The 12,752-nt window shown below is 71.6% G+C and carries 8 protein-coding genes and 1 riboswitch; of the genes, 3 read left to right on the top strand and 5 right to left on the bottom strand.

Annotated features, from left to right (window positions below):
• Positions 1-146 precede the first annotated feature (146 nt).
• Positions 147-1,319, bottom strand: coding sequence for an NlpC/P60 family protein (locus ACGFW6_RS31015; protein WP_393517102.1), 1,173 nt, complete (start codon positions 1,317-1,319; stop codon positions 147-149).
• Between the two features lie 7 nt (positions 1,320-1,326).
• Positions 1,327-1,498: riboswitch (cyclic di-AMP (ydaO/yuaA leader) on the bottom strand.
• A 349-nt stretch (positions 1,499-1,847) separates the two neighbouring features.
• Between ACGFW6_RS31015 and pcrA the strand changes: the two genes are divergently transcribed.
• Complete coding sequence (pcrA, locus tag ACGFW6_RS31010; RefSeq protein ID WP_393517099.1) at positions 1,848-4,334, top strand: DNA helicase PcrA; 2,487 nt, start codon at positions 1,848-1,850, stop codon at positions 4,332-4,334.
• A gap of 63 nt (positions 4,335-4,397) precedes the next feature.
• Here the strand turns inward: pcrA and ACGFW6_RS31005 are convergent, their stop codons facing one another.
• Together ACGFW6_RS31005 and ACGFW6_RS31000 are read right to left on the bottom strand one after the other, a co-directional pair.
• Positions 4,398-5,951 (bottom strand): M23 family metallopeptidase, encoded by a 1,554-nt coding sequence (locus ACGFW6_RS31005; RefSeq protein ID WP_393517096.1) that lies wholly within the window; start codon positions 5,949-5,951, stop codon positions 4,398-4,400.
• Between the two features lie 279 nt (positions 5,952-6,230).
• Positions 6,231-7,088 carry a lipase family alpha/beta hydrolase gene (locus ACGFW6_RS31000; protein WP_393517093.1) on the bottom strand — a complete coding sequence of 286 codons (858 nt, stop codon included), beginning with the start codon at positions 7,086-7,088 and terminating at the stop codon, positions 6,231-6,233.
• Between the two features lie 650 nt (positions 7,089-7,738).
• On the opposite strand from ACGFW6_RS31000, the gene ACGFW6_RS30995 reads away from it, so the two are divergent.
• Positions 7,739-8,161: a cobalamin B12-binding domain-containing protein gene (locus tag ACGFW6_RS30995; RefSeq protein WP_393517090.1), complete on the top strand. Its 423-nt coding sequence runs from the start codon at positions 7,739-7,741 to the stop codon at positions 8,159-8,161.
• A 125-nt stretch (positions 8,162-8,286) separates the two neighbouring features.
• On the opposite strand, the gene ACGFW6_RS30990 is transcribed toward ACGFW6_RS30995, so the two are convergent.
• Together ACGFW6_RS30990 and ACGFW6_RS30985 are read right to left on the bottom strand one after the other, a co-directional pair.
• Positions 8,287-9,918 (bottom strand): DUF5691 domain-containing protein, encoded by a 1,632-nt coding sequence (locus tag ACGFW6_RS30990; protein WP_393517088.1) that lies wholly within the window; start codon positions 9,916-9,918, stop codon positions 8,287-8,289.
• A gap of 78 nt (positions 9,919-9,996) precedes the next feature.
• Entirely contained in the window at positions 9,997-11,352 is a 1,356-nt protein-coding gene (locus ACGFW6_RS30985) for an SWIM zinc finger family protein (protein WP_393517085.1), read from the bottom strand.
• Between the two features lie 166 nt (positions 11,353-11,518).
• Here ACGFW6_RS30985 and ACGFW6_RS30980 point away from each other — a divergent pair, with 166 nt between their 5' ends.
• Positions 11,519-12,640 carry an AAA family ATPase gene (locus ACGFW6_RS30980; RefSeq protein WP_393517082.1) on the top strand — a complete coding sequence of 374 codons (1,122 nt, stop codon included), beginning with the start codon at positions 11,519-11,521 and terminating at the stop codon, positions 12,638-12,640.
• Positions 12,641-12,752: the final 112 nt, after the last annotated feature.

Here is a 12,752-nt window from a genome sequence, read left to right as displayed (position 1 = left end):
GCCGGGGGGTGTCCGTCCTCGGTCGGGCGGTTGCTGTCTTTCAGGAGGGTGCTCTGCGTTGACGCCCGCCGCTGCGGGCGGGCACCCCCCGGCACGTCCCCTTGCCGCCGTTCGCGGTTTGCCTCTGTGCCGGGGGCCGTTCCTCGTCAGGCCGGGCGGACCACGCTGTGGATCGCCGACTCGCCGTCGTAGTAGATCGACTCCTCGCGGACGTACGCGCCGGGCTTGGGGGCGTGGATCATCATGCCGTTGCCGATGTAGATGCCCACGTGGGTGATGTCGTCGTAGAAGAAGACCAGGTCGCCGGGCTGGGCGTTGGCGAGGGAGACGGTGGTGCCGGCGTTGACCTGGTCGTAGGTGACGCGGGGGATGTCGACGCCGGCGGCCTTCCAGGCGGCCTGGGTGAGGCCGGAGCAGTCGTAGGAGTCGGGGCCGGTGGCGCCCCAGACGTACGGCTTGCCGATCTGGGAGCGGGCGAAGGCCAGGGCCTTCTCGGCCTTGGTGGCGTACGAGGAGTCGGCGGACGACGAGTCCGAGGTGCCCGAGTCGGCGGGGGGTGTGGTGCTCTCCTGCTGCTGCTGGGCGGCCTCTTCCTGGCGCTGGCGTTCTGCCTCTGCCTGCTGGCGGGCCAGTTCGGCCGCCTTGCGGGCGGCCTCCTCCTGCTTGCGCTTCTCGATCGCGGCGAGGCGGGCCTTCTCCTCGGCCGTCAGCTTCGAGAGGAGCTCGCGCGCGTCGGAGAGCTTCTGCTGGACGGTGGCCTTGGCCGACTTGAGGTCGTTCTGCGAGTCGGTGAGCGTCTCGAGGCTCTGGGTGGCCTCCCGGCGCTTCTCCATCGTCTCGGACTGCTGGGTGAAGTAGTCGTCGACCGATTCCTTCTGACGGCCGGTCATCCGGTCCATCAGCTGCGTCTGGTCGAAGTAGTCCTGCGGGTTGTCCGCCAGCAGGAAGGTCGCCGTGTCGGGGGCGGTGGCGCCGGTGCGGTACTGGGCGGCCGCGTTGCGGCCGAGTTCCTCGCGGGCTTCGTTCAGCTTCTGGGTGCGCTGGGCGACGTCGTCGAGGAGGGTGTCGACGCGCTTGCGCTGCTTCGCGGTCTTGTCCTTGGCCGCGTTGTACTTCTCGGTCGCCGACTCCGCCTGGCGGTAGAGGTCGTCGACCTTCTTCTCGACTTCTTCGAGGCTGGGCTTGTCGTCCGTCGACGGGCTGGCGTTGGCCGTCTGGGACAGCAGGGCCACGGACGTGAGGGCGGCCGTGGCGAGGGCAGGGGTGCGTATGCCTGCTACGCGCGTACCGGCGGGACGCGACTTGCGGTGCGACGCCAAGGGAGGCGACTCCTTCCACGCTCCGCCTACCGAGTTAGCTGTCGGGTTCGGGCGGGTGGTTCGGAAGGGTTGCCCTACGGCCGTTCCCCTGACGGGAAGTCGGGCCGATTCACCCCAAGTTCGGTGGGTCCCCGGCTCCGGTCACCGTTCGGGTGCGCCGGACTCGGCGGAGGCCGTGCGGCCCGGCGACGTTCGCCGGTGGGGGTCGTACGGCCTGTCCGGCACCGTAGCCAACTCGTGTGGCCCCTGTGAAGGTTGATGTTCGATATGCCCGATACATTTTCGTGACCTTGCTCCTAAACGTCGTGCGCGGTGGTTGGTTCGAGTGAGTGTGCGGGGGCTTGGTGTGGGGTGGGCGAGGTGGGTGTTCTGGGCGGTTTGGGGGTGCGGGAGGTCCCTGGCCTGGTGCGTTGCGGGTTGTGGTGGGGGGATCACTGGGGGTGTTCGGAAGATCGTCCGGGGTGGGGGCGGGCGATGTTCGGAGGGTGGGGGCGGGCTGTCAGTGGGGCGGCCTAGACTCGGAGAGCGATGAGCAGCCTCTTTGACGACAGCTTCCTGGCGGACCTCCAGGCCCCTCGGGCCCACGGGGAAGAGCACCCGCCGCCGCCCGAGGACGATCACGCTCCGGAACCGGTTCCGGACGATCTGTTCGGTGGGAAGTTCGACGTGCCACCGGACCGGGACGACCACTACCGCGACGGCGCCCCGCGGCCGGTCCTCGACGCCGCAGCGCTGCTGGAGGGGCTCAACGACAACCAGCGTGCGGCCGTCGTCCACTCCGGCACGCCGCTGCTCATCGTGGCCGGAGCCGGATCCGGCAAGACGCGGGTGCTCACTCACCGCATCGCCCACCTGCTCGCCGAGCGGAACGTACATCCGGGGCAGATCCTCGCGATCACCTTCACCAACAAGGCCGCGGGCGAGATGAAGGAGCGCGTGGAGCAGCTCGTCGGCCCGCGCGCCCACGCGATGTGGGTGATGACCTTCCACAGCGCGTGCGTGCGCATCCTGCGGCGGGAGAGCAAGAAGCTCGGCTTCACCTCTTCCTTCTCGATCTACGACGCCGCCGACAGCAAGCGGCTCATGGCGCTCGTGTGCCGTGATCTGGATCTCGATCCGAAGCGGTATCCGCCCAAGTCCTTCAGCGCCAAGATCAGCAATCTGAAGAACGAGCTGATCGACGAGGAGGACTTCGCCGCCCAGGCGACGGACGGCTTCGAGAAGACCCTCGCGCAGGCGTACGCCATGTACCAGTCGCGGTTGCGGGAGGCCAACGCCCTCGACTTCGACGACCTGATCATGACGACGGTCAATCTGCTGCGCGCTTTCCCGGACGTCGCCGACCACTACCGCCGGCGCTTCCGGCATGTGCTGGTGGACGAGTACCAGGACACCAACCACGCGCAGTACGCGCTGGTGCGCGAGCTCGTGGGGACCAGTGAGCACCCCGTCGACGTGCCGCCGAGCGCGCACGACGTCCCGCCCGCCGAGCTGTGCGTGGTGGGTGACGCCGACCAGTCGATCTACGCCTTCCGGGGCGCCACGATCCGCAACATCCTCCAGTTCGAGGAGGACTACCCGGACGCGACGACGATCCTGCTGGAGCAGAACTACCGCTCCACGCAGACGATCCTGACCGCCGCCAACGCCGTCATCGAGCGCAACGAGTCCCGCCGCCCCAAGAACCTGTGGACCAACGCGGGCGCGGGCGCGCGGATCACCGGCTACGTCGCGGACACCGAGCACGACGAGGCGCAGTTCGTCGCCGAGGAGATAGACCGTCTGACGGACGCGGGCGACGCGAAGGCCGGCGACGTCGCCGTCTTCTACCGGACGAACGCCCAGTCCCGTGTCTTCGAGGAAGTCTTCATCCGCGTCGGGCTGCCCTACAAGGTCGTCGGCGGGGTCCGCTTCTACGAGCGCAAGGAGGTCCGGGACGTCCTGGCCTACCTGCGGGTGCTGGCGAACCCCGAGGACTCCGTGCCGCTGCGGCGGATCCTGAACGTCCCCAAGCGCGGCATCGGCGAGCGCGCCGAGGCGATGATCGACGCGCTGTCGCAGCGCGAGAAGATCAGCTTCCCGCAGGCCCTGAAGCGGGTCGACGAGGCGTACGGCATGGCCGCGCGGTCCACCAACGCCGTCAAGCGGTTCAACACGCTGATGGAGGAGCTCCGTACGATCGTCGAGTCCGGCGCCGGACCGGCGACCGTCCTGGAGGCGGTGCTCGAACGGACCGGCTACCTCGCCGAGTTGCAGGCCTCCACGGATCCGCAGGACGAGACCCGTATCGAGAACCTTCAGGAACTCGCCGCCGTCGCCCTGGAGTTCGAGCAGGAGTCGGGCGAGGACGAGGCGCCCGGCGGGCTCTCGGACTTCCTGGAGCGGGTCGCGCTGGTCGCCGACTCCGACCAGATCCCGGACGAGGAGGAGGACGGCTCCGGCGTCATCACCCTGATGACCCTCCACACCGCCAAGGGCCTGGAGTTCCCGATCGTCTTCCTCACCGGCATGGAGGACGGCGTCTTCCCGCACATGCGTGCCCTCGGCCAGAACAAGGAGCTGGAGGAGGAGCGGCGGCTCGCGTACGTCGGCATCACCCGCGCGCGTGAACGGCTGTATCTGACGCGCTCGTCGATGCGCAGCGCGTGGGGGCAGCCCTCGTACAACCCGCCGTCCCGCTTCCTGGAGGAGATCCCGGCGGCGCACGTCGACTGGCAGCGCACGGGCGCGACCTCGCCGGTGTCCTCCGGGCCCGTGTCCGGGGTCGCCGCCTCGCTGTCGTCGTCCCGCTCGCGCTCCTCGGCGTCGGGCGCGTCCGGTTTCGCCACGCGCCGCACCTCCGAGAAGCCGGTCGTCCAGCTCGCCGTCGGCGACCGTGTCACCCACGACCAGTTCGGGCTCGGCACGGTCACGGGTGTGAAGGGCACCGGCTCGAACGCCGAGGCGACGATCGACTTCGGTGACACCAAGCCGAAGCGGCTGCTGCTGCGGTACGCGCCGGTGGAGAAGCTCTAGCGCCGACAAGTGCGCCCCCGCTGCCGGTGCAGGGCGGGGGCGTGCTCGGGAAAGCGGGCTCGCCTACGAGGGGTCGAGGCCGTGGCTGCGCAGCCAGGACAGTGGGTCTATCGCCGAGCCGCCGCCCGGTCGCACCTCGAAGTGCAGGTGCGGGCCGGTCGAGTTGCCGGAGTTGCCGGAGTACGCGATCGGGTCGCCGGCCTTCACCGTCGTACCGGAGGCGACGCGGTAGCTGGAGAGGTGGCAGTACCACGTCTCCGTGCCGTCCTTCGCGGTCACGATCATCATGTTGCCGTAGGCGCTGTTCCACTGCGTACGGACGGTGCCGTCGGTCGCGGCCATCACCGTCGTGCCGTACGAGACGGGGAAGTCGATGCCGCTGTGGATGGACATCCAGTTGATGCCGGACTGGCCGAAGTAGGCGCTCAGGCCGTGCTGCGCGACCGGAACCGCGAACTTGGGGCGCAGCCGCTCCTTGCGGGCCGCCTCCTCGGCGGCCTTGCGCTTCTCGGCGGCCTGCTGCGCCTTGAGGTCGATGCGCTCCTGCGTACGGCTGGCCCGGTCGGCGAAGTCGTCCGCGCCGGCGGAGAGGCTTTCGAGCTGGGTGTCCAGCTTGTTGTTCGCGGTGGACGGCTTCACAGCCTCGCCTTCCGAGGCGAGTGTGGAGGTGTCCTTGTCCTCGGTGAGGGTGCCGACGGAAGCGGCGGCGATCCCCGCGACGCCCATCACGCAGGCCGAGGGCACGGCGATCGTCAGCAGCGCGGAGCGCTTCGGAGGCGTACGGCGGCGGGAGCGCGCCCCGCTGCGGGAGCCGGCGCGGGAGGAGGGGGCCGGAGTGGTCTCCTCCTGGTCGTCGAGGAGGGGGGCCGCGGCGGGGAGTTCGCCGGTGGCGGTCAACTCGGCGTCGTGCTGGGCCGGGTCGTCGTACGGAGCGTGGTCGTACGAGGTGTGCTCGTCGTACCCGGAGTGCTCTTCGTAGCCCGTGTGCTCTTCGTACTGCGTGTGCTCGTCGTAGCCCGCGGCGGTGCCGTGCTCGATCTGGTCGAAGTGCGCGGTCGCCTGCTGGTCGAAGGATTCTGCTGACTGCTCGAAGTCGTTGGGTGCCTGCGCCGCGGTGCCGTCGGAGTTCCACTGGGTGGCGTCGTACGCCCCGGTGTCGAAGGCCGCCGTGCCCCATTCCCAGTGCTGGGTCTGCTCGGGCTGTGCGGTGGACTGGTCGGGCTGCAGCCAGGCGTTGGCGTCCCACTGGCCGGACACGTCATGGCCGTTGGCCTGCTGCGGGACGAAGGCGAGCCGCTCGTGGTCGGTGCCCCAGGCCGCGGTCTCGTACGCGCCGGTGTCATAGGCGGCCTGGTGCTGGCCCGCGTAGGCGTCGTAGTGCGCGGTGTGGTGGCTGCCCGTGGCCCACTGGGTGGCGTCGTACGTGCCCGTGCCGTCGCCCGGGAGGCTGCCGAACAAGGGGTCCGCGTCGAAGGTCGGGGCGGCCTGGCCGGCGGTGGCGAAACCTGTGGCGTCGTAGGTGCCGTAGGTGGTGGAGTCACCGTAGTGGGCTTCCTGCGTGCCGTACGACGCGTAGTGCGCCGAGGCGGCATCGGGAGCCGGAGTCGGAGACGTCATGGTCCCCGACGGGTGACGATCGTTCACCAACTTCTCTCTCGCCTCGACTACAGGGGCTGCCAGAGCAGTGCGGCGACTGTACCCGGCGGTACGCGGGCACGACAATCTTCGGCAGGTTTCGCGTGCGCAGGAAACGGGCATTCGGCCGTGTTTTGGCGGACTGCGGGCGCGATGTTGGCCTTGTGTTCGAAGATTGTTCGACGTTTGACCGCTGTCCTGAAGCGGTGCGGAGGCGGTTTCGAGGGGTGCCGGCGGGAGCCGGACAGGGGCGGCGGGTGGCTACGCGACCGTCATGCCGTCGGTCCGGGGGGCCGCCTCGGCTCCGGTCCGGGTGGCGTCGAGCGCCTGACGTATCCCGGTCGCGACGGCGGGGTGCACCGGCAGGGCGAGGTGGCCGACGCCGCTGACGCGGACGTTCTGCGCCAGCAGGTCCGGGTGGTCGATGCAGGCCGTCTCCAGCGGGTCCATCAGGTGGTCGAGGTCGCTCCAGAAGCTCACGAAATGCGTACGGCAGCCGGGTGCGGGGCTGGCCAGCTCCTCCAGGACGGGGGAGCCGGGGCGCATCTGGCGCACGATCGGGTGCGCGTTCGCCAGCGGGACGACACGCGTGCCGGAGTGCGGTGTGCCGAGGGTGACGAGGATGCGGACCCTGTGGTCGCCGCCGAGGCGCTGCACGTAGTAACGCGCTATCAGCCCCCCGAGGCTGTGCCCGACGACGTCGACCCGGCTGCTGCCGGTGCGCTCGCAGATCCCCTCTATGTGCCGCCCGAGCAGTTCGGCGGCGGTGCGGATGTCGCAGGTCAGCGGGGAGTAGTTGAGCGACTCGACCTGGTGCCGGCCGTGCTGGGCGAGATTGCGGCGCAGCAGGACGAAGACCGAGCGGTTGTCGATGAAGCCGTGCAGCAGGACGACGGGCGGACTGGTCTCCGTCGGCAGCTTCGCAGTGTCGGAGGGGAGTGCGGGGGTGGTGCGGCGCTCCTGTGTGATGCCGGAGGGATAGAGGAGCAGATGCCCCGCGAGGATCGCGATCTCCAGGGCGGTCGCCTTCAGCAGGGCCAGGGAGAGGCCGGCGAGCCTGCTCGGGAGCAGACGCCGGTAGAGCGGGAGAAAGGGGAGTGCTGTCCCGGTGACCTTCATGGCCGACCTCCTTGTGGCACGCAGGAGGACGGCTCCGGCCCCCGTGTGCCCTCGTGGAAGTCGCGGCCGAGGTGGCCTGTGGGGGTATGGCAAGGGCCCGTGGGGCGAGCGAGGCGTGCGGTGCGCGAGCCGGCCCAGGTGGCCGTGGTGCGCCGGTGACCTGACGGGGCTCCCTGCCGGTGTGGCGACGAGGCTTCCCCGCTGTCGTGCCTTACCTGCCCTACGTGCCCTTCGTACCACCGTCGGCCCGCCGCACCGCCACGGCGCGCGGCCTGCGGCGCGGTGGTGCGGCGACCTCGTTGCGGCTCCCGTTGCGCTCGGTCCCGCCGCGACGCGCGCACCGCAGACTCCTGCGGCCCGTGTGCCGCAGAGATGTGGAACGGTGCGCGGCGAACGTGTCCCACCGTGTGATTTCCCCCTCGGTCTGCACCGCGAAACTGCCGGTTGCGGGATGCTGGCGATAACGTTCGTTCACTTCTCCGGGCGGCGTGGCCCGGGGCATCCGTACCGAGAGGGCCCGTCCGGCGCGATGAGCGGCGGAAATGTGCGATAGGCGCACCATGTATGACATGTGCGGTGAGTGCGGCATAACTCATACATGAGTAGTGCTTGTCGGTACGGATGGATGTAGTCGCTTCATGGAGGCAGTGATGGGTGTGGCAGCCGGTCCGATCCGCGTGGTGGTGGCCAAGCCGGGACTCGACGGCCACGATCGTGGGGCCAAGGTGATCGCGCGGGCACTGCGCGACGCCGGTATGGAGGTCATCTACACCGGGCTTCACCAGACTCCCGAGCAGATCGTCGACACGGCGATCCAGGAGGACGCCGACGCGATCGGTCTGTCCATCCTCTCCGGGGCCCACAACACCCTCTTCGCCGCCGTGATCGAGCTCCTCAAGGAGCGCGAGGCGGAGGACATCCTGATCTTCGGCGGCGGGATCATTCCCGAGGCGGACATCGCCCCGCTGAAGGAGAAGGGTGTCGCGGAGATCTTCACGCCGGGCGCGACCACGCAGGCGATCGTGGACTGGGTGCGGACGAACGTGCGCCAGCCGGCCTCGTCGGGCGGCTGAGCCGACGTCCGGGCCGGGCGAGCGGGGGCGGCCGGTGACCGGGGGCGTCGCCCCCGGACCCCTGTCCGGCCCGAACGGCATCGTCCCCGGACTCCCCCACTCCCGTCCCGGCCCGAGCGGGGGCCCTACGACGGGCTGAGGCCGCCCAGCTCCTCGATCATGGCGGCCCGCAACCGCAGAGTCGTCACCAGCCGCTGGAACGCCTCCGCCCAGTACCCCCCGGCCCCGGGCGACGCGTCCTCCGGTTCGTCCGGTACCGCCAGCAGGCCGTCCAGGCGGCTCGCCTCGGCCGGGTCGAGGCAGCGCTCGGCCAGGCCCATCACCCCGCTGAAACTCCATGGATAACTCCCCGCGTCCCGCGCGATGTTGAGCGCGTCCACGACCGCCCGCCCGAGCGGTGCGGCCCACGGCACCGAGCACACCCCGAGCAGCTGAAACGCCTCCGACAGACCGTGCGTCGCGATGAACCCGGCGACCCACTCGGCCCGTTCGGCCGGGCCCAGCGTGCCCAGCAGCTTCGCCCGCTCGGCCAGTGACACGGCCCCCGGGCCGCCCGCCTCCGGAGCGGAGGGCGACCCGAGCAGGGCCCTGGCCCAGTCGGCGTCCCGCTGCCGAACGGCCGCCCGGCACCACGCCGCGTGCAGCTCGGCCTGCCAGTCGTCGGTCACCGGGAGCGCCACGATCTCCTCGGGCGTACGTCCGCCGAGCCGCCTCGCCCAGGTGCCGAGCGGTGTCGCCTCCACCAACTGGCCGAACCACCACGACCGTTCACCCCGACCCGACGGAGCCTTGGCCACGACGCCGTCGCGCTCCATGCCCGCGTCGCACTCGTGCGGCGCCTCGACGATGATCGTCGGCGCGTCACCCGTGCGATCCAGCGCCACGCAGGCCCCGGCGCGTACCGCCATCCGGGCCGCGAGCGCCGAATCCGGCAGCGCCGACAGCAACTCCGCCGCCGTCGCGCGCACATTGCGGCTCCGGTCGGCCAGCGCCTGCTCCAGGAACGGCTCGTCCAGCGGGCCGAGCCCCATCCGCAACGAGTCGAGGAACATCAGCCGGTCCTCGGCCCGCTCCGTCGCCCATGTCGTGACGAGCAGCTCACGTGCGGCCGCGGGCGTACGGGCGCGTATCGCGGAGAGCAGGGCGACCCGCTCCGCGAACAGGCCCTCCTGCCAGAGCTGCCGGACCTCGGCCGGGTCGTCGAGATGCGGCAGCGCGGCGCCCCCGCCCGGGGTCGCCCGCAGGGCGAACCGCCAGTCCGGGTTGAGCCGGGCGAGCCACACCGCGCGAGTGCCCGCGAACGTCAGGGCCGCCGGACGCAGGTCCGTGCGCCCCCGCGCCGCGTCCAGCAGCGCCGGCAGCACCTCGGGACGTGGCGCGAGACCCCGGTCGTTCGCCCGCGCGAGCCACTCCGGGAGCAGCTCCACCAGATCCGGTGCCGTGCCTCTGCGCCCACCGCCGCCCGCGCCGGGCCGGTCGGCCAGCAGCATCGCCAGCCTGCGGGCCGCGGCAGGGGGAAGCGCGGGCCGCGGGTCCTCGGGGGCGGGCTGCGGACGTTCGGCCGCCCGCGCCGGTCGCAGCCCGGCCCGCCGCCGTACGGTCTCCACGGCCGCCGCGTCCAGCAGGGCGACCGGCGCCTCCCGGCCCGGCCGGCAGCCCGGGGGCGTACGCCGTTCCGTCCCGAGCAGCGCCGCTGTGACGAGTTCCTCCCAGGCGCTCGGCGCGGGCGAATCCACGGGAACGGAGGGACTGTTCATGAGGTTCGTTCCTCTCTGCCTTCGGGTGCTGGATGCCGTGGAATGAAGAGGGGGCGGGGCAGCCGCGGTGTCTGGCGCTCAGCAGAGCCGCACGGCCTCGCCCGCCCCGTCCGGCCAGGCCGTGAGCGGGGTGAAGCCGCGATGGCCGCACTCGCCGAACACCTTCACCGGCGCTCCGCCCGACAGCGCGACCAGGCGCCACAGGCCCGGACGGGAGCGGGCGGCCGGGGTGAGCGGCAGCGCCGTGTCGCCGTCGGCGTCCGCCAGCTGCCACGAGCCGCCGTCCGGCGCCGGTACGACCCGGTCCAGGGTCACCGGGACGGAGTCCAGCCACGGATCGTCGCGCAGCGCTTCGCCGTAACGGGCCGTCGCCTCGGCCGTCGTCATGCCGGGCGGCCGGATCGCCGCCGGCGCGGGAGGCGCGAACTGCTCGCCCAGGGTTGCCCGCAGCCGGCCCGCTCCCGGGTACGCGGACAGCTCCGCCTCCAGGGCCAGACCCACCGGCAGCGTCAGCTCGGGGGCACGGCCGGCCGCGCCATAAGAGAGGAGCAGTGCGGTACGGCCCGAGTCGGCGCCGTGCAGCCAGATCCGGCGCGTCGTGAGTTTCACGTCGGCCGTGTCGTACTGGGCGAGGACCAGCCAGCGGTCCCGCACGGGCGGGCCGTCCGCCGACGCGGGCAGGCCGACGCGGGAACGCACCGTGTCCGCCAGGCCGCCGGGCAGCCCCTCGCGGCGCAGCCAGCCCTGGTCGAGGAGGTGCAGCAGGGCGCACTCCTCCAGCAGACGCACCGGCCAGCCCGGCCCGGACGCCGGGATCGCCCCCAACTCCCTGACACGCGCCGCCAGTCCCGGGGCCTGGGCGTCGACCATGCGGGCGGCCGTCTCCTCCCACAGCCCGTACCCCGCCTGTTCGGCGCCGGCCAGGCCGCCCCGCAGCAGGTCCGTCAGGCGCTGCTCCAGCTCGGTCGCCCCCGCGGTGACCCGCACGGCCCGGCGCTCCGCCCTGCGCCGCGCCGCCTCCGGATCAGCGGACCCCGACGACGAACCGGCCGCGCCCGCCGTCCGCTGCTCGCCGGCACGTCGCCTTCTCCCCGCTATCCACTCCTGCGCCCAGTCCGGTGGTGCCCCCGGAACCACCGCGCCGTCCTCGCCAGCCCAGAGCAGCAGCAGCCCGAGCGCGTGCTTGCACGGGAACTTCCGGCTCGGGCAACTGCACTTGTACGCGGGCCCGGACGCGTCCGCGATGTCGACGACCGTCTGATACGGCTTGCTGCCACTGCCCTTGCACAGCCCCCACACCGTCCCCTCCTCGGCACTCCCCGCCTCGGACCACGGCCCCGCCGCTCCGAGTTTGCTTCCCGCTTTGCGTGACGCGGCGTCAGGCGCCAGTGCCAGCACCTGGTCCGCAGTCCAGCGCACCCCCTGCTGAGTCATGTCATCGAAGGTAGATCCCACCACTGACAATCGGTCGGGACGGCGGACCCGGCAACGCGCTCACGACGACGTTCGCGCAGGTCGGAACGCGTTGTCAGTGGCGTGGTGCAACGTAGGTGCCAGATCCGAAACGGCTGAACCGGCCGAGCTGGAGGGGGACTTTGCCATGCCTGTGTCCGTAGCACCGACATCCGCCGAGACGGAACCGACCGAGGCGTTGCGACCGCATGCCGAGGACGCCTTCGCCCATGAACTCGCAGCGCTGGCCGCGCAGGACGACCGTCCGCGCCCGGCACGCTGGAAGCTGTCGCCCTGGGCCGTGGCCACGTATCTGCTCGGCGGCACGCTGGCTGACGGCACGGTGATCACACCGAAGTACGTGGGTCCGCGCCGCCTCGTCGAGGTCGCCGTCACCACCCTCGCCACCGACCGCGCCCTGCTTCTGCTCGGCGTGCCCGGTACCGCGAAGACCTGGGTCTCCGAGCACCTGGCCGCGGCGGTCAGCGGCGACTCGACGCTGCTGGTGCAGGGCACGGCCGGCACCCCGGAGGAGGCGATCCGGTACGGCTGGAACTACGCGCAGCTCCTCGCGCACGGTCCGAGCCGTGACGCCCTCGTGCCGAGCCCCGTCATGCGGGCCATGGCGGAGGGGATGACGGCCCGGGTCGAGGAGCTGACCCGTATTCCGGCCGATGTGCAGGACACGCTCATCACGATCCTGTCGGAGAAGACGCTGCCGATACCCGAGCTGGGACAGGAGGTGCAGGCCGTCCGCGGCTTCAACCTCATCGCCACGGCCAACGACCGCGACCGAGGGGTCAACGACCTCTCCAGCGCCCTGCGCCGCCGCTTCAACACCGTCGTGCTGCCGCTGCCGGCGAGCGTCGAGGCCGAGGTGGACATCGTCTCCCGCCGCGTCGACCAGATCGGCCGCTCCCTCGACCTGCCGGCCACGCCCGACGGCATCGCCGAGATCCACCGTGTCGTCACCGTCTTCCGGGAACTGCGCGACGGCGTCACCTCCGACGGACGCACGAAGCTGAAGTCCCCCAGCGGCACCCTGTCGACGGCCGAGGCGATCTCCGTCGTCACCAACGGCCTCGCGCTCGCGGCCCACTTCGGCGACGGTGTGCTGCGCCCCGGCGACGTCGCCGCGGGCATCCTCGGCGCCGTGGTCCGCGACCCTGCCGCCGACCGAGTCATCTGGCAGGAGTACCTGGAGGCCGTGGTGCGCGAACGGGACGGCTGGACGGACTTCTACCGGGCCTGTCGAGAGGTGAGCGCGTGAACGACGAGGACGACCTCGGCTGGGGCCGCCCGCGCGGTGGTTCGGGCGGTGGCGGGTCTGTGGCGGTGGTGGGAGAAGGGGCGGCCGGGACGGTGACCGGCGGATTGGGGTG

Source organism: Streptomyces sp. Y7, from assembly GCF_043195415.1.
Lineage (GTDB): Bacteria > Actinomycetota > Actinomycetes > Streptomycetales > Streptomycetaceae > Streptomyces.
Note: the sequence above shows the minus strand (reverse complement) of the source record. Positions and strands in the feature narration are given on the sequence as shown.

What these genes read in the sequence shown, in the direction of transcription:
- pcrA (WP_393517099.1), top strand. Translation starts at nt 1,848, where the DNA reads ATGAGCAGCCTCTTTGACGACAGCTTCCTGGCGGACCTCCAGGCCCCT.
- ACGFW6_RS31005 (WP_393517096.1), bottom strand. Translation starts at nt 5,951, where the DNA reads ATGACGTCTCCGACTCCGGCTCCCGATGCCGCCTCGGCGCACTACGCG.
- ACGFW6_RS31000 (WP_393517093.1), bottom strand. Translation starts at nt 7,088, where the DNA reads ATGAAGGTCACCGGGACAGCACTCCCCTTTCTCCCGCTCTACCGGCGT.
- ACGFW6_RS30995 (WP_393517090.1), top strand. Translation starts at nt 7,739, where the DNA reads ATGGGTGTGGCAGCCGGTCCGATCCGCGTGGTGGTGGCCAAGCCGGGA.
- ACGFW6_RS30990 (WP_393517088.1), bottom strand. Translation starts at nt 9,918, where the DNA reads ATGAACAGTCCCTCCGTTCCCGTGGATTCGCCCGCGCCGAGCGCCTGG.
- ACGFW6_RS30985 (WP_393517085.1), bottom strand. Translation starts at nt 11,352, where the DNA reads ATGACTCAGCAGGGGGTGCGCTGGACTGCGGACCAGGTGCTGGCACTG.
- ACGFW6_RS30980 (WP_393517082.1), top strand. Translation starts at nt 11,519, where the DNA reads ATGCCTGTGTCCGTAGCACCGACATCCGCCGAGACGGAACCGACCGAG.